Here is a 19557-nt window from a genome sequence, read left to right as displayed (position 1 = left end):
GAGCGGTCCCGGACCGTCCGAACCCCCATGACGACGTTCCTCCTGCTGCCCGGCGCCGGCGGCGACCCCGCGTACTGGGACCTGCTCGTCCCGGAGCTCGACCGGCTCGGCCACCGGCCGGTCGCCGTCGACCTCCCCCAGCACGACGAGGGCCACGGCTGGGCGGACCTCACCGACGTCGCGGTCACGACGCTGCACCGGGCGACGGCGCCCGCCGAGACGGACGACCTCGTCGTCGTCGCCCAGTCCATGGGCGCGTACGTCGGGCCGCTCGTGTGCGAGCGCGAGGCGGTCCGCCTGCTCGTGCTGCTCAACCCGATGATCCCGCGACCGGGCGAGAGCGGGGGCGACTGGTGGCGGGCGACGGACCACGCCGCGCGTCGTGCCGCCACGGGCCTGGGCCCGTTCGACCCCGTGGACGACTTCTTCCACGACGTGCCGGAGCCGGTCGCGGCCGTCGTGCAGCGCAGCGACCGGCAGCCGTCCGAGCGGTCCTTCGCCGAGCCGTGGCCGGCCCGCGCGTGGCCCGCCGTGCCCACGGTCGTGCTGCAGGGCGACGACGACCGGCTCTTCCCGCCGCCCTTCCAGCGCGCCGTCGCGCGCGAGCGGCTCGGCGCGGAGGTCGAGACGATGCCGGGCGGCCACCTCGTGGCGCTCAGCCGCCCGGCCGAGCTCGCCGCCCGGCTCGACGCGCTGGCCCGCTGACGGGCTGCCCTGACGGGACGACCCCGCCTCAGCCGACGCTCGTCGGCTCCTCGGGCGCGCCCACGCAGAACTGGTTGCCCTGCGGGTCGGCCAGCACCGCCCAGCGGTACCCGGGGATGGTGTGCTCGCTGACGAGCGTCGCGCCGTCCGCCACGAGCGCCGCGACGTCCGCCTCGCGGTCGGACGTGCCGAGGTCCAGGTGCAGCCGGTTCTTGCCGGGCGTCGGGTCCTCGACGCGCTGGAACCCGAGGACCGGAGCCGTCACCCCCTCGGCAGGCACGACCTCGAGGAACCACCCGTCCGCCTCGTCGACGAGCCGCCCGCCGAGGCGGCGCGCCCACCACTGGGCGAGCGGCCGCGGGTCGGTGGAGTCGACGGTCACCATGCCGATGCTCAGAGTCATGCCGCGCACGCTACCGGCCGCCTCCCACGGCGTCCCGGCGACAGGGCGCGCGCCGCCCCGCGCACGACGTCAGGCCGTGCCGTCCGCCGTCCCGCCCACCGCGTCGACCGCGCCGCCGTAGCGGCGGTCGCGGCGCGCGTACTCCTCGACGGCGCGCCACAGCGAGCGGCGGTCCACGTCGGGCCAGGGCTCCGGGAGGAACACGAGCTCCGCGTACGCGGCCTGCCACAGCATGAAGTTCGACGTGCGCTGCTCGCCCGAGCTGCGCAGGAACAGGTCGACGTCCGGCAGGTCGGGCTCGTCGAGGTGCTGCTGGACGGTCCGCTCCGTGACCTTGCGCGGGTCGAGCCGCCCGGCGGCGACCTCGCGCGCGATGGCGGCCGCGGCGTCGGCGATCTCGGCGCGACCCCCGTAGTTGACGCACATCGTCAGCGTGCAGACGTCGTTCTGCTTCGTCTGCTCCTCCGCGACCTCGAGCTCCTTGATCACGGACGCCCAGAGCCGCGGACGACGCCCCGCCCACCGCACGCGCACGCCCCACGAGTCCATCTCGTCGCGGCGACGCCGGATCACGTCGCGGTTGAAGCCCATGAGGAAGCGGACCTCGTCGGGCGAGCGCTTCCAGTTCTCGGTCGAGAACGCGTACGCCGACACGTGCTTGACGCCGATCTCGATGGCGCCCGCGACGACGTCGAGCAGCGCCGCCTCGCCGGCCTCGTGGCCCGCGGTGCGCGGCAGCCCGCGCGCGTTGGCCCAGCGGCCGTTGCCGTCCATGACGACGGCCACGTGGTTCGGCACGAACTGCGCCGGGATCGCCGGGGGCCGCGCACCGCTGGGGTGCGGGAACGGCGGCTGGTACGTGCGCCGCGCCATCAGGCGTCCGCCCCGGCGCCGGCGCGCGGGTCCGCGGAGGCGGCGGCCTCGTCGGCGTGCGGGACGGCGGGGACGTGCGGGGCGGGGGCGTCCCGCTCCACCATGCGCAGTGATCGCAACGTTCTCTCCAGGTGGTATTGGCTGTACGCGGCCACGAGGCCGCTCGCTTCCTTGCGGTGCCGGGCGTCCGACGCGTCGGCCGCGTCCCACTCCCCCGCGAGCAGCGCGGCGAGCAGGGCGAAGGTCTGGGGGGCGGGCGCCGTCGAGCCCGGCGGGCGGCAGCGCGAGCACACGGCCCCGCCCTGCGCGACGGCGAACGCGTGGTGCGGGCCCGGCTCGCCGCACCGCGCGCAGTCGACGAACGACGGCGCCCAGCCCGCGACGGCGAGCGCGCGCAGGAGGTAGGAGTCGAGCACGAGCCCCGGCGCGTGCGCGTGCTCCGAGAGCGCCCGCAGCGCGCCCGCGAGCAGCCAGTACTGCTGCACGGCGGGCTCGCGCTCGTCGGCGACGAGGCGCTCCGCGGTCTCGAGCATCGCGGCGCCCGCCGTGTACAGGCCGTAGTCCTCGCAGATCCGGCGCGCGTACGGGCCGATCGTCTCCGCCTGCGTCACCGTGTCCAGCGACCGGCCCGCGTAGAGCTGGACGTCCACGAGCATGAACGGCTCGAGCCGCGCGCCGAACCGGGACGACGTGCGGCGCACGCCCTTGCCGACGGCGCGCACCTTCCCGTGCTCGCGCGTCAGGAGGGTGACGATGCGGTCCGCCTCGCCCAGCTTCTGGGCGCGCAGCACGATCGCGTCGTCTCGGTACAGCACCACGCCCCTATTGTCCGTCACGCCGCCGACACGGCGCGCACCACCCGCCGACGGCGGTCACGCGGGCGCGAGGCAGCCGAGGACCGCGCGGACCCGGGCCAGCGTCGTGCGCGCGTCCTCGCCGGCCTCGACCTGGCGGGCCGCGGCGAGGACCACGGCGTTGACGAGCTCCGCGGAGCGCGCGGCGTCCGGGACGCCGAGCTGCTCCAGGGCCTCGACGAGCGGCACGAGGATCGTCGCGTGCATCGCGGCGCTCTGCTGGGCGAGCACCTCGCGGCCCGCCTCGGCGCGCAGCGCGGCGACGACGGCGTGCTCGCCCTCGGCCACGAGGAGCAGGTTCTCGCGCGCGTAGGCGACGATCGCGTCCTCCGGCGACGCCGCGGTGGCCACCGCGGCGGTGATGCGCGCGGACCACCGCGGCACGACGTCGGCGACGACCGCGTCGAGCAGCTCCTCCCGCGACCGGAAGTACTGGTAGACGCTCGACCGGGCGAGCCCGGCCCGCGCCGCGACCGCCGCGAGCGTGAGCCCGCTGCCGTCCTCGCGGATGAGGTCGCGGGCGGCGTCGAGCAGGGTCCGGAGCTGTGCCGCGCGGTGCTCGGCCACCGTCGGGGCGGCGATCTTGGGCACGAGGGTCCTCCTTCCCGGAGCGCTCTGCGGAGCGCTCCCCCGGGAGCGCGACGGCCCCCGGCCGGACCATCATGCCCGACCGGGGGCGGTGGAGCGGCCCTCCGGGGCCGCCCGCCGGCGTCAGCCGGCCACCGCGGGCAGCCCGAGCCGCCCGTCGACCATCTCGACGACCCGGTGGCAGTGCTCGAGCACGTCGTGGTCGTGCGTGACCATGAGCGCCGCAGCGCCGTAGGCCTCGACCTCGCGGGCCAGCAGGCTCACGACCTCGTGGCTGCGCGCCCGGTCGAGCGCCGCCGTCGGCTCGTCGACGAGGAGCAGCGCGGGGCTCGCGACGAGCGCGCGGGCGATCCCCACGCGCTGCCGCTCGCCGCCCGAGAGCTGGTCCGGACGGCGGTCGGCGCGGTGGCTCATGGACACCGAGCCCAGCAGCTCGCGGGGGTCGCGGGCGCGGGGGTCGCGCTCGTCGATCCCGGCGATCCGCAGCGCGAGCCGGAGCTGGTCGACGCTCGTGAGCGCCGGGAGGAGGTTGCCGGACTGGAAGACGAAGCCGATGCGCTCGCGCCGCAGCCGGGCCCGCTCGCGGTCGTTCGTCGCGCCGAGGTCGACCCCTTCGAGGCGGACGGTCCCGGACTCCGGCGCCGTGAGCGCGCCGGCGACGGCGAGCAGGCTCGACTTGCCGGAGCCCGAGGGCCCGACGACACCGACGAGCTCGCCCGCGGCGACGCTCAGGCTCACCGCGTCGAGCGCGACGACCGTGGTGTCGCCGTCGCCGTGGCGGACGGTGACCCGGTCGATCTCGAGCACGGGCGTGGCGGGGGTGGTGGTGCTCATCGCTGCCCTCCCAGGGCGGTCAGGGGGTCGACGGAGGTGATGCGCGCGACGGCGACGGCCGCTCCGGCCATGCCGAGGACGAAGAGCAGGACGCCGGCCAGCACGAGGTCGGGCGCCTGGAGCGCGAACGGCATCGGCGACGCGCCGAGGCCCGCGCCCGCCGCGACGCCGAGGGCGAAGCCCACGCCGATCGAGGCGAGCAGGAGCACGGCGGCCTGGCCGAGGGAGTCGGCGAGCAGGAAGCGGCGTCGCGCCCCCATGGCGCGCAGGACGGCGATCTCGTGCCGGCGCTGGATGACCCACACGGTGAAGAACGCCCCGACGACGAGCGCCGAGATGGCGTAGAGGAACACCTGGATGAGCAGGAGGGTCGCGGTCTCGGCCGTGTACCCGGGCGAGGCGTCGAAGGACTCGGTGAGCGTGCGCGTCACCGTGCCCGACGCCGCGTCGGCGGCCTCGCGGTCGAACGACCCGGGGTCGGTGCGCAGCGCGACGGCGGTCGCGACGTCCGGCACGTCGGCTCCCGGCTGCTCGGCCCCGGCGAGGAGCTCCTGCCACGTGCCGAGCGGGAGGTAGGCGATGTCGACGTGGCCGAACGTGTGCTGGTCCTCGAGGACGCCCACGACGGTGAGCGTGCGCTCCGGGCGGGCGAGGGCCACGGTGTCGCCGACGGCGAGGCCGTCCTCGGCGGCGGTCGCCGAGACGACGATGCCGTCCGCCGCCCCGACGGCGTCGCCCTCCGCGATCGCGGCCGGGGCCACGAACGAGCCGGGCTCGACGCCCACGAGGGTGAGGTCGACGGGCGAGCCGTCCTCCTGGTGCGCGTTCGCCAGCAGCAGGCCGTACGGGGCGGCCTCGAGCACGCCGGGCTGCTCGGCCATGGTGCCGACCTGGTCCGTCTCGATGACGGAGCGCGTGAACGCGGCGTCCGTCCCGGTGCCCTCGGCGAAGGCGAAGTCGGTGACGGGCGTGCGCTCGAGGCCGGAGACGCCGTCGTTGACGAGGCCGGCGGACAGCCCGGAGAGGAGGACGACGAGGACCGCGACCAGCGCGACGACACCGCCCATGAGCAGGAAGCGGGTGCGCGCGAAGACGAGCTCGCGCAACGCGAGGAACATGAAGAGCCTTCCAATGTTGTCGACAGTGCGTCGGTATCTTACCAACATGGTGTCGACAAAACGCCGACGGCCCGGACGACGAGGTCGTCCGGGCCGTCGGTGAGATCGGCGGGAGGGCGGTCAGCCCTGGGCACGCTCCGCGCGGTTCACGGCGGACACGATGGCCTTGAGCGAGGCGGTCGTGATCGACGGGTCGATCCCCACGCCCCACAGGACGTCGTCGCCCACCTGGCACTCCACGTACGCGGCGGCCGTGGCGTCCCCGCCCTCCGAGAGCGCGTGCTCCGCGTAGTCCAGGACGCGGACGTCGACCCCCACCTGCGCGATCGCGTCGACGAACGCCGCGACCGGGCCGTTGCCCGTGCCCTCGAGCGTCAGCTCCTCGCCACGGTCGAGGACGTCGACGCTCAGGGTGTCGGGCCCGTCCTCGCTCGACGACGCGCGCGTGGAGCGCAGCTTGAGCCGGCCCCAGGGCTCCAGGCCGGAGCCGGGCTCGACGGGCAGGTACTCGTCCGAGAAGAGGCGCCAGATGTCCTCGCCCGTGACCTCCGTGCCGTGCGCGTCGGTGTGCTGCTGCACGGACTGCGAGAACTCGATCTGCAGACGGCGCGGCAGGTCGAGGTGGCGCTCCGACTTCAGCAGGTAGGAGATGCCGCCCTTGCCGGACTGCGAGTTGACGCGGATCACGGCCTCGTACGAGCGGCCGACGTCCTTGGGGTCGATCGGCAGGTACGGGACCGCCCACGTGATGTCGTCCACCGTGGCGCCCTCCGCCTCCGCACGGACGGCCATCGCGTCGAAGCCCTTCTTGATGGCGTCCTGGTGCGAGCCGGAGAACGCCGTGAAGACCAGGTCGCCGGCGTAGGGGTGCCGCTCGGGGACGCCGAGCTGGTTGCAGTACTCCACCGTGCGGCGCACGTGGTCGATGTCGGAGAAGTCGATCTGCGGGTCCACGCCCTGGCTGAACAGGTTCATGCCCAGGGTGACGAGGCAGACGTTGCCGGTGCGCTCGCCGTTGCCGAACAGGCAGCCCTCGATGCGGTCCGCGCCCGCCTGGTAGCCGAGCTCGGCGGCCGCGACCGCCGTGCCGCGGTCGTTGTGCGGGTGCAGCGACAGCACGACGTTCTCGCGGTGGTGCAGGTGCCGGTTCATCCACTCGATCGAGTCGGCGTAGACGTTCGGCGTGGCCATCTCGACCGTGGCGGGCAGGTTGATGATGACCTTGCGGTCGGGGCGGGGCTCGAAGACCTCCAGCACCTCGTTGCAGATGCGGGCTGCGAACTCGAGCTCCGTGCCGGTGTACGACTCGGGCGAGTACTCGTAGTAGACCGTCGTCTCCGGGACGGTCTCCTCGAACTTCTTGCACAGCCGCGCGCCGTCGACGGCGATCGCGATGATGCCGTCCTCGTCCGAGCGGAACACGACCTCGCGCTGCAGGACGGACGTCGAGTTGTAGAGGTGCACGATCGCCTGCTTCGCGCCCTTGATCGCCTCGTACGTGCGGGCGATGAGGTGCTCGCGGGACTGCGTGAGGACCTGGATGACGACGTCGTCCGGGATGCGGTCCTCCTCGATGAGCATCCGCACGAAGTCGAAGTCGGTCTGCGAGGCCGAGGGGAAGCCGACCTCGATCTCCTTGTAGCCCATCGCGACGAGCAGCTCGAACATGCGCAGCTTGCGCTCCGCGTTCATGGGCTCGATGAGGGCCTGGTTCCCGTCGCGCAGGTCGACGGCGCACCAGCGGGGCGCGGTCTCGATGCGCTTGTCCGGCCACGTGCGGTCGGGCAGGGAGACGTCGATCTGCCGGTGGAACGGCAGGTACTTGTGGATCGGCATGCCCGACGGCTGCTGCGGGTTCGGGTCCGCGGCGGTGGGCGTCGAGGTGGGGGCGGAGGCGTTCATCGTCGGTCCTTCGGGGTCGTCCTGATCGGTGTCAGCCGGCACACCAACCACCGCGACGAGGAACCGGCTACAGGGCCTCGCCGCGGCAACGAAGGAGGAGATGCCGCATCAGGTGCACGACGCCACTGTACTCCTCCGCCGTCCGCGCGCCCGGGACGTCCGCTCCTCGGGCACGGCGTGGGTGCGCCCGGCCGGCCCTCGCGCGGAGGGCCGGCCGGGCGCCGGGGTGCGTCAGCCGCGCCGCGAGCGCAGCGCCGCGTCGACCGCGGGGTCGCCGAGGTTGCCGAGCCACTCGAGCAGCGCGGGGTACGTCGACGGGTTCGCCGCGACCTGGGGCCGCAGGTGCGGGGCGTCCTGGACGATCTGCGCCAGGACCTCGAGCGGCGTGCCCGGGTCGAGCGCCTGGGCCGCGGTGAAGCCCGCCGGCTGGGCCGGCGGGGCGTACGACGGCTGCTGCGCCGCGGGCTGCTGGGCGTACCCCTGCTGGCCGTAGCCCTGCTGGTCGTACCCCTGCGGCGCGTAGCCCTGCTGCCCCGGCCCGGAGGACGCGTAGCCCTGCTGCTGGCCGTAGCCCTGCTGGGGGTACCCCTGGCCGGGCTGCTGGGCGGTCGGCTGCGGGCCGGTGCCCGGCTGCTCCTCCTGGTAGGCGGGCAGGACCGCCGTCGACGGGCCCTCGTCGGGCGTGAGGCCGGGACGCGCGGCGTACCCGCTGCGCTCCGGCTCCGCCGGCTGGACCGGGAGCACCTCGGTCGCGTCGGACCCGGCGGCGAACCGCCGGTCCGGCGCCTGCTGCGTCGGGACGGGCCCCGTGTGCCCGGCCGGCGGGTAGGTGCCCGTCGGTCCGGTGGCCGGGTAGGCACCCGAGCCCGGGTAGGCACCCGTGTGCCCGGCCGTCGGGTGCGCGCCGGCCGGCGGGCCCGCCGGGGCGGGCGCGGGCCGGGCCGGCTTGGGCTGCTTCGGCGCGGGCGGCTGCCACACGTACGCGCGTGCCGCCTCCGCCCCGGTGGCCGCGGGCACGGGGCGGTGCTCGGCGAAGTAGGCGCGCACCTCGCGCGGCACGGTGAGCGCCCCGACGACGAGCAGCGGGAGGCCGAAGGCGAGCAGCACGTGCTCCACGCCGCCGCCGAGCACGACGCGGTTCGAGGTCACGACGAGCAGCACGATGCCGAGCAGCGCCACGACGCCGGCGCCGCCGAGCGCGAGCGGGCGCCCGGTCGCGGCGTCGCGAGCGAGCGAGCGGCGCGCGACGAACGCGACGGCGGCCGCGAGGACGCCGACGACCACCGCGAGGACGACCGGGACGCCGCGTGCGCCGTCGGCCAGGGTGAGCACGGCGCTCACGGCGACGTAGCCCGCGACGACGAGCACGAGGTCGAGGGCGTTGACGGCCACGCGCACCCAGGTGGTCACCGGGTCCGCGGCGGCCATCGCGCGGTGCACCGCGGGCGCCGCGGCGACGGCCGCGAGCGCCGGGACGAGCACGAGCCCGAACCGGCCGCCGTGCGTGCTCTCGATCGTCACGAGCCCGTTGTTGCCCGAGCCGAGGACGAACCCGACGGCGAGCATGACGCCCAGCCCGACGAGCGTGAGGCGCGCGGCCTCGGACCGGCGCCACGTGCCGTACGTCGGCAGCCCGGCGAGCGCGAGGACGAACACCGCGGCCACGATCACCAGCAGCACGAACAGGGCGCCGCCGAGGCGCGTGCCGGTGGCGGTGAGGATCACCGTGAGCAGGACGGTGAGGGCGAGGAGCGCCGCGAGCGCGAGGAGCGCCTGGAGCCACCGGTCGGTGACCGCGCGGTCCTGGTCCTGCGGCCCGAGCTCGCTCTCGCGCGGCTGCGCCGCGAGGAGCGCGCCCGCGAGGCCGAGCGCGGCGGCGGAGCCGACCCCGCCCCACCCGTCGGCGAGGTCGCCGCCGCCCACGACGTCGACCACGAGGTAGACGAGCACGAGCAGCACGTACGGCGCGTTGGCCAGCAGACGGACCTTGCGCGTGGTGTGCACGGTCCAGGTCGTCGGGAGCACGCCCGTGCGCGCGAGGTACGGCAGCGCGAGCGTCAGCAGCGAGAGGATCGTCAGCAGGACGACCTCGATCTTGTCCGACGCGCGGCTCGACACGTCCCACGGCAGCGCGAGGGAGACGAGGAGCAGCAGCGCGGCGACGCCGTCGCGCACGTAGTCGCTCACCGGGATCCCGGCGAAGGGCGACGCGGTGGCGGTCGTCGTCGCGGTCCCGCCGGCCTCGCGGGCGGAGCCCGTGTCCTTCTCCGTGCCCGTGTCCGCGGCTCCCGCCGCGTCCGGGTCCGACCCTGCCGAGCCCGTCGCACCGTCCGGTGCGCGCTCGGCCGTGGAGTCCCCGTCACCCGCCGTGACGCCCTGGGGCGCCGGGGTCGGCCCGGTGCCCGCAGCACCGGGCTGCGGGTCCTCGGCCGGCTCTGTCTGGTTGGTCATCGTGCACTCCCTACGCTGTCGCGCGGTGCCGGTCGCACGCACGCCGGGCCGAGGGGCCCCGACCGTTTCTACCGGTTCATCACGTGCGGCTCAAGCGCCCACGCGGCCCGGGGCCACCATCCGGACGGTGCCGGCGGCGACACCGGAGGGCGTCGCGCGCGCCCCGGCACCTCACGAGACCGCCGTCAGCCCGCCGGTCCCGAGGAGGAAGAGCCGGCCCTCGACCGCGAGCACGTCGTAGGTGCCCTCCGGCAGCGTCCAGTGCCACTCGACCGCCCCGTCGTCGAGCGCGATCGACACGAGCCCCGGCTGGCGGCGCTGCCGCTCGGTGACGAACAGCGACCGGCCGTCGGTGAGCACCGGCCCGGGGCCGCCGTCCTCGAGCGTGACGGCCCACGCCTCCTCGCCCGTGCGGGCGTCGACGCTGCGATAGGCGGAGTCCGTCTGGACGACGACGCGGCCGTCGACCCGCGCGACGGCGCGCATGCCCGTGCCCGGCAACGACCACAGCTCAGAGCCGGTCGCGGCGTCCACGCCCACGATGCTGCCGAAGGTGTTCGTGACGATGACGCCCGGCGCGGACCCGTCCGACAGGGGCGCCTCGAGCACGCGGCCGGAGATCCGGAACGCGGGCTCGCCCGCGGCGGTGAACACCGTGGCGGTGCCGCGGCCGTACTCGTTGCCGACGTAGCGCCCGTCCTGGAGCCGGACGATGGTCCACACGTCGTCCTCGACGAGCGACAGGCCGTCCTCCGTGAGCGCCGCCGCGACGCCCGGCGCGAGGACGTCGACGACGCCGCGGCGCACGTCGAGCACGACGTCGCCACCGCTCCCGAGGCCGTCGTGCGCGAGCGTGCGCTCCCACCGCACCTCGCCGGTCGCAGCGTCCTCGCGCACCACCGCGACCTCGTCGCCGCGCCACCACGCCCGCACGACGTCCGTCGCGCCGACCGGCACGACGGACAGCCGCCCCGCCGTCGCGGCCGTGCGCTCCCCCACGACCTCGCCGGTCGTCGCGCGCACGGTGGTGAGCCGGGCCGCCTGCTCGCGCCACCCCGTCGGCACCGCGCACACCACCACCTCGCGCGCGGGCTCGCCCGAGGCCGGCAGGCACGTGGCGCGGTCGCCGAGACGCTCGGACCGCCAGAGGACCGAGCCGTCCGCGACGGCGTACGCCGTGAGCGACCCGTCGACGGTCACGACGGCGCCGACCGCGGGGACGACCTCGGTGCCGGGCTCGACGGGGACCGACCAGCGCGGCTCGGGCGGGTCCTCGAGCGGCCGCAGCCCGCCGGCGAGCGCGGTGACGTCGACGGGCCGCGCGTCCTCCATCGACGCGGTGAAGGCGACGGAGCCGGCGAACGCGACGGCGACCGCGAGCGCCACCCACGGGACGGGGTGCAGGAACCAGCGGCGCCCGGGCGCACGCACCTGCGGGGACTCGCCGCCCCCGGCGGACCGGGACGGCCGGGGCGCGCCGGACCGCGCGGGGCCGGGCATGTCGGGGGCCGTGGGCGGGCGCTCGTCCTGCGGGCGCGACAGGGGCAGCACGTCGCGGGCCGCCCGGTCGTGGTGCCCGCTCCGCGTGGCGGGCGGACCGTCCCCGTCCCGGGGTCGCGGCCCGTCGGGCGGACGGCGGACGGGCGCCTCGGCAGGACCCGCGAGCGCGGCGTCGAGGGCGGCGTCGAACCGGTCGTCGGACCGCAGCTCGGGCGGCAGGAGCTCGAGGCCGCCGGCCGCCGTCCCGGCACCGTCCGTCGTCGGCTCGTGGGTGACGTGCCCGGCACGAGCCGCCCGGTCCTGCGCGAGCCGACGGCGCCTCACCCGTCCACGATACGCACGCCCGTCGGGCCGCGCCGGGCGAGCGGCGGGACCGCCACGCCCGGACGACGGCGCACGAGCAGGGTCAGATGCCGAGCTGGTAGACGCCCCAGTACGCGAGGATGACGAGCAGGACCGTCGACCCCGCGATCACGCACCACAGCATGACGCGGGGGGTCACGCCCCGCGCGACCTGCAGCACGCTCCCGCCCTCGTCCGCGGCGACCGCCTCGTCGGTGCCCCGGCGCTCGTCGTGCGCACGGCGCGCGGAGCGGACCTCGGCGGCCCGGTTGACCAGCAGGGCGCCCGCGACGAGCGTCGCGAGCCCGACGAGCCGCACCCCGATCCAGCCGCCCTGCACGACCCACGCGTCCTTCTCGTAGTCGAGCGCGAGCCGCGCGGTGGCCACGAGGTAGACGACGAGCGCGACCGTCGTCGCGAACGCGCCGACCCCGAGCCCCACCAGCGGCACGCGGAAGCCGGGCGCGAGACCGGCGGGCGCTCCGGGCCGGCCCGCGACCCGTCGCAGCCGACGCACGAGGCCCCCGACGAGGCCGACGAGCGGGCCGAGCACGAGCAGCCCGACGGCGGCGAGGACGAGGGCGACGAACAGGTCGCCGTTGCCCAGCCAGCGCGGCGACGGGACCGGCCCGGCGAGGTACTGCTGAGTGGGCTCGGCGCCCGCGACCTGCGGCAGCGCGGTCGCGCTCGCGGGCAGGGACGTCACCCACGCGCTCACGTCGCGCGGGAAGTCGGGCACGAGCACGTCGTCGATCTTGATCCCGTGGTTCGCGTCCGCGTAGTACCGCACGGTGACGTCGGCCCCGCCCGGCACCTGCGACGACGGCCCCGTGGCGTCGAGGATCTGCCGCGCGCCCTGCTCGACGGGCATCGACGGGTCCGCGGTGCCGTACACGACCAGCACCGGCTGGGTGAGCCGCTCGAGGAACGGCTCCACGTCGAAGTCGGCGTACTCGAAGCCGCCGCCGGGGATCGCCATCCCGACGGCGCGCGGGATGGCCCGGAACACCCCGTGGGGCACATCGGTGTTGCGCAGGTAGCTGTCGACCGCGAACGCGGCCTGCTGGCGCGGCGGCACGACGGGCGCGGACACGAGGACGGTGAATGCGATGGCCGGGTCGTCCGCCGCCATCACGGGCACGATCCACGTGCCCTCGGACTCCCCGTACAGCCCCACGCGCTCCGGGTCGACGCCGGGACGCGCCCGCAGGAGGTCCACGGAGTGCGCGTAGTCGCGCGCCATCGCCTCGTAGTCACGGTGGCGCGTGGTGTAGGTGTCGAGGCGCTTGTCCGGGACGAGGGTCACGACGCCCGCGCTCGCGAGGTCGGTCGCGACGTCCACGAACGCCTCGGACGCCAGGCCGGTCCCCGCACCGTGCACGAACACCGTGCCCGGGAGGTCGTCGCCCGCGTCGACGGGCTCGCGCAGCACGCCTCCGACGGTCGCGCCGTCGAGCCGGACGGTCACGTCGGTCTCGCGCACGTCGTAGGTGCCGACCGGGGCGGCCCCGCCGGGCGGCTGCCCGCCGACGGTCGTGTCGGGCGTCTCGGGGACGAGGTGCTCGGTCACGGGCACCGGGTCCCACTGCGGCCCGGTGACCGCACCGACGATCGCGAGGACGATCGCGAGGGCTGCCGTCGTCGCGGCGGTCCGGAAGATCACCGAGGAATCGTACGCCGCGGGCCGCCGGCCGGTCCCTGGTGCCCTCCCGACGGCGGCACGGGGGACGTCCCCCCGGGTCAGAACCCGAGCCGGTGGAGCTGCTTGGGGTCGCGCTGCCAGTCCTTGGCGACCTTCACGTGGAGGTCGAGGTAGACGCGCGCGCCGAGCAGCGCCTCGATGCCGTGCCGCGCGCGCGTCCCGACCTCGCGCAGGCGCGAGCCGCCGCGGCCGATGACGATCGCCTTCTGCGAGTCGCGCTCGACGAAGAGGTTGACGCGCACGTCGAGCAGCGGCGGCCGGCCCGTGGCCTCGTCGCCGCTGCCCTCGCGGGGCACGATCTCCTCGACCTGGACCGCGAGCGAGTGCGGGAGCTCGTCGCGCACGCCCTCGAGCGCCGCCTCGCGCACGAGCTCGGCGACCATGACGGCCTCCGGCTCGTCCGTGAGCTCGCCGCCCGGGTACAGCTCGGGGCCCTCGGGCAGGTGGGAGACGAGGACGTCGGTGAGCACGTCGACCTGGTAGCCGTCCTGGGCCGAGACGGGCACGATGTCGGCCCAGCCGCCCGCCGTCTCCCCCAGCCGGTCGACCGCCAGCAGGTGCGCGGCGAGGGTGCCGCGGTCCACGAGGTCGGCCTTCGTGACGACCGCGACCACGGGCGTGCCGCGGCGCCCGCGCATGAGCTCCGCGAGCTCGTTCGCGATGAAGCGGTCTCCCGGGCCGATCTTCTGGTCGGCGGGCAGGCAGAACGCGATAACGTCGACCTCGGTGAGGGTCTCGCGCACGAGGTCGTTGAGGCGCTCGCCGAGCAGCGTGCGGGGGCGGTGCAGCCCCGGGGTGTCGACGAGGACGAGCTGCGCGTCGGGGCGGTGCACGATCCCGCGGATCGTGTGGCGCGTCGTCTGGGGGCGCCCGGAGGTGATCGCCACCTTCTGGCCGACCAGCGCGTTCGTCAGGGTCGACTTGCCCGCGTTGGGCCGCCCGACGAGGCAGGCGAAGCCGGAGCGGTGCTCGGGGGTGGTCGTGCTCACGGGGTGTCCTTCACGGTGGGGAGGGGCTGACGGGTGTCGGCCGCGGGGTCGGGCTCGTCCGGCGCGGGGACCGGAGCGTCGGGCGAGGTCGCCGTCGAGACGAGGACGGTCGCGAGCTGCTTGCGGCGGCCCTGGACGCGGTCGGCCTCGAGGCGCAGCCCGTGGACCTCGGCCACGGAGCCGGGCAGCGGGACCTTGCCGAGCGCCTTGGCGAGCAGGCCGCCCACGGTGTCCACGTCGTCGTCGTCCAGGCCGAGGCCGAAGAGCTCGCCGAGCTCGTCGACGCCGAGGCGGGCGGGCACGCGCAGGACGCCGTCGCCCAGGTCCTCGACCTCGGGCTCCGGCCGGTCGTGCTCGTCCGTGAGCTCGCCCACGATCTCCTCGAGCGCGTCCTCGATCGTCACCAGTCCCGCGACGCCGCCGTACTCGTCGACGACCATGGCGATGTGCGAGGACGACGCCTGCATCTCGCGCAGCAGGTCGTCCACGGGCTTGGACTCGGGTACGAAGATCGCGGGGCGCGCGACCTCGCCCACGGGCCGCGCGTCGGTCCCGGGACCGCCCTGCAGGACGCGCACGACGTCCTTGAAGTAGGCGACGCCCACGAGGTCGTCCGCGGACGTGCCCGTGACCGGGATGCGGGAGAAGCCGGAGCGCAGGAAGAGCGAGAGGGTCTTGCGCAGGGGCGTGTCGCGCGCCGTCGTCACCATGTCGGTGCGGGGCACCATGACCTCGCGCGTGAGGGTGCTGCCGAGCTCGAAGACGGAGCGGATGAGCTCGCGCTCCTCCTCCTCGATGACCTCGGACTCGTTGACGCGGTCCACCATGTCCTGGAGCTCGCGCTGGTGGGCTCCCTCGTCGGGCGCCGGGGCGAGCCGCGTGAGCCAGCGTGTGGCCCCGACGACAACCGTGAGCAGGCGCGACAGGCTCAGCAGGACGCGCACCGCGTGGCGGCGGCCGAGGGACCGCGGGCTCACGCGCACGACGAGGAGCCCGACGACGACACTCACCGCGAGCGCGACGAGCAGGACCTGCCACCACGGTTCCAGCCACGCCGCGACGAGCAGCGTGAGGCACGTGACCGCCGCGACCTCGGCGACGACGCGCACGAAGCCGACGGAGCGCACGGTCGCCGCCGGGTCCGCGAGCAGCGCCAGCGCCCGGCGCCCCTCCGGGCGGGCGGGCACGGCCGGGTCGTCGCCCAGGGCGGCCTCCGTGACGGCCGCCCGCGTCACGCGCAGCACCGCCGCCTCGCCCGCGCTCAGCGCGGCCGCGAGCACGACCGTCAGGACGGTCAGGGCCGCCAGGAGCGCGACGGGTTCGCCGCTCACCGGCCCGCGAGGAAGGTCAGGAGCAGCTTGCGCTGCAGCGCGAACATCTCCTTCTCCTCCTCCGGCTCGGCGTGGTCGTAGCCGAGCAGGTGCAGGATGCCGTGCGTCGTGAGCAGCAGCATCTCCTCCGCCGTCGAGTGGCCCGCCGTCACCGCCTGCTGGGCGGCGACCTCCGGGCACAGCACGACGTCGCCGAGCTGGCCGGGGCCGGCGACCTCGCCGTCGCGCCCGGGCCGCAGCTCGTCCATGGGGAACGACAGCACGTCCGTCGGGCCGGGCTCGTCCATCCAGCGCACGTGCAGCTCGCTCATCACGTCCGTGTCGACGAAGAGGATCGACAGCTCGCTCTGCGGGTGCACGCGCATCGCGTCGAGCACGTACCGTGCCAGCGCCGCGAACTCGGCCTCGTCGACCTCGGCCTCGGTCTCGTTGTTGACCTCGATGCTCACGCGTCGTCCCTCGTCCGTCGTTCTCGTGCCGCGGGGCGTCCGCGGCGGTCGTCGTCGCGGCGGCGCGACCCGGAGCTCCCCGAGCCCCCGCCGCTCGCCAGGTCCCACCGCGCGTACGCGTCGATGATGTCGCTCACCAGCCGGTGCCGCACCACGTCGGACGACGTGAGCCGGCAGAACTCGACGTCGTCCACGCCGGTGAGGACGTCCTCGATGACGCGCAGGCCGGACTGGGTGCCGCCCGGCAGGTCGACCTGCGTCGCGTCGCCCGTGATGACCATGCGCGACCCGAAGCCGAGGCGCGTGAGGAACATCTTCATCTGCTCGGTGGTCGTGTTCTGCGCCTCGTCGAGGATGATGAACGAGTCGTTGAGGCTGCGCCCGCGCATGAACGCGAGCGGCGCGACCTCGATCGTGCCGGCCTCGATGAGCTTGGGGATCGAGTCCGGGTCGATCATGTCGTGCAGCGCGTCGTACAGCGGGCGCAGGTACGGGTCGATCTTCTCCGTCAGCGAGCCGGGCAGGAACCCGAGCCGCTCCCCCGCCTCGACGGCCGGGCGCGTGAGGATGATGCGGTTGACCTGCTTCGACTGCAGCGCCTGCACGGCCTTCGCCATCGCGAGGTACGTCTTGCCGGTGCCGGCGGGACCGATCCCGAACGTGATGGTGTTCGCGTCGATCGCCTCGACGTAGCGCTTCTGGCCCACGGTCTTGGGCCGGATCGTGCGGCCGCGGCTCGACAGGATGTTGAGCGTCAGCACCTCGGCCGGGCGCGACGCCGTCGCGGCGGTGAGCATCGCGATGGACCGCGTCACGACGTCGGCCGTGAGCTGGGTGCCGGCCTCGACGACCTCGACGAGCTCGTCGAGCAGGCGCGCGGCGAGCGCGACCTCCCCCGGAGGGCCGGCGACCGCGATCTCGTTGCCCCGCACGTGCACGTCGACGGCGGGGAACCCCTCCTCGACGGCCCGGAGCACGGAGTCGCGGCTACCGAGGAGCGCCACCATCGGCACGTGGTTCGGGATGACGATGCGGTGCTCGACCCGGTGCGACGAGGGGTCGGGTTCTCGGGACAGAGAGGTCATGAGCCGGCTTGCGCCGCTGCGCTCCTTCGGTCGGGCAGTGGGTCCGGGACGGCCACCGCCCCGCAGATCGCTTCCATCGTACCGAGCGCGGCCGGGCGTCACACGCGCTTTCGCGCAGGGCTCAGGCGGGCGACCAGCCGAGCTCGGCGCCCGCGATGACGTGGCCGTGCACGTGGAACACGCTCTGGCCGGCGCGCGGCCCCGAGTTGAAGATGAGCCGGAACTGGCCGTCGGCCAGGTCGCCCGCCACCTCGTCCGCCAGCGCGACGACGTCGCCGAGCAGCTCCGGGTCCGCCGCCGCGAGCTGGGCGATGTCGCCGTGGTGGTCACGCGGGACCACGAGCACGTGCACGGGCGCCTGCGGGTCGATGTCGCGGAACGCGATCGAGCGCTCGCTGGTCGCCACGACGTCGGCCGGCACCTCCCCCGCGACGATGCGGCAGAAGAGGCAGTCCGGGTCGGTGCGCAGGTCGGTGCTCGTCATGCCCCCGAGGCTAGACCACGCGTCCCGGCCACGCCCCAGCGGCCGAGCCGCTCCGCGAGCAGCGCCACGGCCACCGGGCCGGCGGTCGACGTGCGCAGCACGTGGGGCCCGAGCCGCGCCGCGACCGCGCCGGCCGCCGTGAGGTCGGCGAGCTCGCGGTCGGAGATCCCGCCCTCCGGGCCGACGACGACGAGCACCTCGGGCGCGGGCGCGCCGTCCGTGGCCGGACCGGCGGGCAGCCCGACGTCGGCGAGCGGCGTCGTCGCCTCCTCGTGCAGGACGATCGCCCGACCGCCCGCCGCGACGACGTCGACGACCCGCGCCGCGAGGCCGCGCGAGTCGAGCGCGACCTCGACGCGGGGCAGGCGCGCGCGCCGGGCCTGCTTGGTCGCCGTGCGGACGGTCGCGAGCCACCGCGCGCGGGACTTCGCCGCGCGCTCGCCGCGCCACACGACGACGGACCGCTCCGCCTGCCACGGCACGACCGCGTCGACGCCGATCTCCGTCGCCGCCTCGATCGCCATCTCGTCGCGGTCGCCCTTGGCGAGCGCCTGGACGAGCGTCACGACGACGTCCGGCGCCGGCTCGCGGTCCACCTCCTGCACGAGGAGCGTCACGCGGCCCGACTCGGCGTGCTCGACGACGCAGCGCAGCCGGAGCCCGTCGCCGTCGACGACGTCGACGCGCTCCCCCGCGCCGCGCCGCTGCACGACGCCCGCGTGCCGGCCCTCCGCGCCGTCGAGCACGTACCGGTCGCCGGGCGCGACGCCGTCGATCCCCGTCTCGGCGAGGAACACCGGAGCACTCATGCGCGCGCCCCGCTCAGCGGCCGGAGAGCTTGTCGCGCAGGCGCGAGAACACGCCCGGGTGCGCGGCGGCGAGCCGGGGCTCGGGCCGCTCCTCGCCGCGCAGCGCGGCGAGCGAGCGCAGGAGCTGCTCCTGCTCGGGGTCGAGGGCCGTCGGCACCTGGACCTCGATGTGCACGTTGAGGTCGCCGCGCCCGCTGCCGTGCAGGTGCCCGACGCCGAGGTTCTTCAGCGTGACGATCTGGTTCGGCTGCGTGCCGGGGCGCAGGTCGATCTCCTGGAGCCCGTCGAGCGTCTCCAGCTCGAGCACGGTGCCGAGGGCGGCCGCCGTCATGGGCACCTGGAGGGTGCAGTGCAGGTCGTCGCCGCGGCGCACGAACGTGTCGTGGTTGCGCTCGCGGATCTCGACGTACAGGTCGCCCGCGGGGCCGCCGGCCGGGCCGACCTCGCCCTGCGCGGTGAGCTTGATGCGCGTGCCCGTGTCGACGCCCGCCGGGACGTTGACCGTGATGCTGCGGCGGCTGCGCACGCGGCCCTCGCCCGAGCACTCCGCGCACGGCTCGGGGATGACCGTGCCGAAGCCCTGGCACGCGGCGCACGGCGCGCTCGTCATGACCTGGCCGAGGAACGAGCGCGCGACGCGCTGGACCGTGCCGCGGCCGTGGCACACCTCGCACGTGCGGGGCGAGGTGCCCGGACGGCAGCAGGTGCCGCCGCACGTGCCGCACACGACCGCCGTGTCGACCTGGAGCTCGCGCTGCGCGCCGAACGTCGCCTCGGAGAGGTCGATGTCGAGCCGCACGAGCGCGTCCTGGCCGCGGCGGGCGCGCGGGATCGGGCCCTGCTGCGCCTGGGCGCCGCCGAAGAACGTCTCGAAGATGTCCTGGAAGCCGAAGCCGCCGCCCATGGGGCCGCCGCCCCCGCCGCCGGGGGCGCTGGGGTCGACGCCGAGGTCGTACTGCTGGCGCTTCTCCGGGTTGGACAGCACCTCGTAGGCGCGCGCGACGTCCTTGAAGCGGTCGCCCGCCTCCTCGCCCGCGACGTCCGGGTGCAGCTCGCGCGCGAGCTTGCGGTACGCCTTCTTGATCTGGTCCTGGCTGGCGTCACGGGCCACGCCGAGGATCTCGTAGTAGTCGCTCAC

General features: G+C 75.4%; 18 protein-coding genes. 1 reads left to right on the top strand and 17 read right to left on the bottom strand.

Annotated elements, in window-relative coordinates; genetic code table 11:
* Positions 1–27: 27 nt before the first annotated feature.
* A complete protein-coding gene (locus B8281_RS10800; RefSeq protein ID WP_085387712.1) occupies positions 28–705 on the top strand; it encodes an alpha/beta fold hydrolase in 678 nt (225 codons plus the stop codon).
* Between the two features lie 28 nt (positions 706–733).
* Here the strand turns inward: B8281_RS10800 and B8281_RS10795 are convergent, their stop codons facing one another.
* The 17 genes from B8281_RS10795 to dnaJ form a co-directional block, all read right to left on the bottom strand.
* A complete protein-coding gene (locus B8281_RS10795) occupies positions 734–1108 on the bottom strand; it encodes a VOC family protein (RefSeq protein WP_085387711.1) in 375 nt (124 codons plus the stop codon).
* A gap of 69 nt (positions 1109–1177) precedes the next feature.
* A complete protein-coding gene (locus tag B8281_RS10790) occupies positions 1178–1981 on the bottom strand; it encodes an isoprenyl transferase (protein WP_085387710.1) in 804 nt (267 codons plus the stop codon).
* Positions 1981–2799, bottom strand: coding sequence for a DNA repair protein RecO (gene recO / locus B8281_RS10785; RefSeq protein ID WP_061266734.1), 819 nt, complete (start codon positions 2797–2799; stop codon positions 1981–1983). Before recO ends, B8281_RS10790 begins: the two co-directional genes overlap by 1 nt.
* Before the next feature lie 54 nt (positions 2800–2853).
* Positions 2854–3426, bottom strand: a complete 573-nt coding sequence (locus tag B8281_RS10780; protein ID WP_085387709.1) for a TetR/AcrR family transcriptional regulator — start codon at positions 3424–3426, stop codon at positions 2854–2856.
* Between the two features lie 120 nt (positions 3427–3546).
* Positions 3547–4257, bottom strand: coding sequence for an ABC transporter ATP-binding protein (locus B8281_RS10775; protein WP_085387708.1), 711 nt, complete (start codon positions 4255–4257; stop codon positions 3547–3549).
* Positions 4254–5375 (bottom strand): ABC transporter permease, encoded by a 1122-nt coding sequence (locus tag B8281_RS10770; protein WP_085387707.1) that lies wholly within the window; start codon positions 5373–5375, stop codon positions 4254–4256. The genes B8281_RS10775 and B8281_RS10770 overlap by 4 nt, the downstream gene beginning before the upstream one ends.
* A 120-nt stretch (positions 5376–5495) precedes the next feature.
* Positions 5496–7277 (bottom strand): 2-isopropylmalate synthase, encoded by a 1782-nt coding sequence (gene leuA, locus B8281_RS10765; protein ID WP_043651760.1) that lies wholly within the window; start codon positions 7275–7277, stop codon positions 5496–5498.
* Between the two features lie 231 nt (positions 7278–7508).
* Positions 7509–9728, bottom strand: coding sequence for a hypothetical protein (locus tag B8281_RS19540; RefSeq protein WP_085387706.1), 2220 nt, complete (start codon positions 9726–9728; stop codon positions 7509–7511).
* A 171-nt stretch (positions 9729–9899) separates the two neighbouring features.
* Positions 9900–11552, bottom strand: a complete 1653-nt coding sequence (locus B8281_RS10755; protein WP_085387705.1) for a PQQ-binding-like beta-propeller repeat protein — start codon at positions 11550–11552, stop codon at positions 9900–9902.
* A gap of 82 nt (positions 11553–11634) precedes the next feature.
* Entirely contained in the window at positions 11635–13233 is a 1599-nt protein-coding gene (locus B8281_RS10750; RefSeq protein WP_085387704.1) for a prolyl oligopeptidase family serine peptidase, read from the bottom strand.
* A gap of 77 nt (positions 13234–13310) precedes the next feature.
* Positions 13311–14261, bottom strand: coding sequence for a GTPase Era (era, locus tag B8281_RS10745; protein ID WP_043651768.1), 951 nt, complete (start codon positions 14259–14261; stop codon positions 13311–13313).
* Positions 14258–15592: a hemolysin family protein gene (locus tag B8281_RS10740; protein ID WP_061266746.1), complete on the bottom strand. Its 1335-nt coding sequence runs from the start codon at positions 15590–15592 to the stop codon at positions 14258–14260. Before B8281_RS10740 ends, era begins: the two co-directional genes overlap by 4 nt.
* On the bottom strand, positions 15589–16041 hold the full coding sequence (gene ybeY, locus B8281_RS10735; RefSeq protein WP_021482948.1) for an rRNA maturation RNase YbeY: 453 nt from the start codon (positions 16039–16041) through the stop codon (positions 15589–15591). Before ybeY ends, B8281_RS10740 begins: the two co-directional genes overlap by 4 nt.
* Positions 16038–17126: a PhoH family protein gene (locus tag B8281_RS10730; RefSeq protein ID WP_021482947.1), complete on the bottom strand. Its 1089-nt coding sequence runs from the start codon at positions 17124–17126 to the stop codon at positions 16038–16040. The genes ybeY and B8281_RS10730 overlap by 4 nt, the downstream gene beginning before the upstream one ends.
* A gap of 121 nt (positions 17127–17247) precedes the next feature.
* Entirely contained in the window at positions 17248–17610 is a 363-nt protein-coding gene (locus tag B8281_RS10725; RefSeq protein ID WP_021482946.1) for an HIT domain-containing protein, read from the bottom strand.
* Positions 17607–18419, bottom strand: a complete 813-nt coding sequence (locus B8281_RS10720; protein WP_085387703.1) for a 16S rRNA (uracil(1498)-N(3))-methyltransferase — start codon at positions 18417–18419, stop codon at positions 17607–17609. The genes B8281_RS10725 and B8281_RS10720 overlap by 4 nt, the downstream gene beginning before the upstream one ends.
* A 13-nt stretch (positions 18420–18432) precedes the next feature.
* On the bottom strand, positions 18433–19557 hold the full coding sequence (gene dnaJ / locus B8281_RS10715) for a molecular chaperone DnaJ (RefSeq protein ID WP_043651775.1): 1125 nt from the start codon (positions 19555–19557) through the stop codon (positions 18433–18435).

The organism is Cellulosimicrobium sp. TH-20, from assembly GCF_002105775.1.
Taxonomy (GTDB): domain Bacteria; phylum Actinomycetota; class Actinomycetes; order Actinomycetales; family Cellulomonadaceae; genus Cellulosimicrobium; species Cellulosimicrobium funkei.
Note: the sequence above shows the minus strand (reverse complement) of the source record. Positions and strands in the feature narration are given on the sequence as shown.

What these genes read in the sequence shown, in the direction of transcription:
- B8281_RS10800 (WP_085387712.1), top strand. Translation starts at nt 28, where the DNA reads ATGACGACGTTCCTCCTGCTGCCCGGCGCCGGCGGCGACCCCGCGTAC.
- B8281_RS10795 (WP_085387711.1), bottom strand. Translation starts at nt 1,108, where the DNA reads ATGACTCTGAGCATCGGCATGGTGACCGTCGACTCCACCGACCCGCGG.
- B8281_RS10790 (WP_085387710.1), bottom strand. Translation starts at nt 1,981, where the DNA reads ATGGCGCGGCGCACGTACCAGCCGCCGTTCCCGCACCCCAGCGGTGCG.
- B8281_RS10775 (WP_085387708.1), bottom strand. Translation starts at nt 4,257, where the DNA reads ATGAGCACCACCACCCCCGCCACGCCCGTGCTCGAGATCGACCGGGTC.
- B8281_RS10770 (WP_085387707.1), bottom strand. Translation starts at nt 5,375, where the DNA reads ATGTTCCTCGCGTTGCGCGAGCTCGTCTTCGCGCGCACCCGCTTCCTG.
- leuA (WP_043651760.1), bottom strand. Translation starts at nt 7,277, where the DNA reads ATGAACGCCTCCGCCCCCACCTCGACGCCCACCGCCGCGGACCCGAAC.
- B8281_RS19540 (WP_085387706.1), bottom strand. Translation starts at nt 9,728, where the DNA reads ATGACCAACCAGACAGAGCCGGCCGAGGACCCGCAGCCCGGTGCTGCG.
- B8281_RS10730 (WP_021482947.1), bottom strand. Translation starts at nt 17,126, where the DNA reads ATGACCTCTCTGTCCCGAGAACCCGACCCCTCGTCGCACCGGGTCGAG.
- B8281_RS10725 (WP_021482946.1), bottom strand. Translation starts at nt 17,610, where the DNA reads ATGACGAGCACCGACCTGCGCACCGACCCGGACTGCCTCTTCTGCCGC.
- B8281_RS10720 (WP_085387703.1), bottom strand. Translation starts at nt 18,419, where the DNA reads ATGAGTGCTCCGGTGTTCCTCGCCGAGACGGGGATCGACGGCGTCGCG.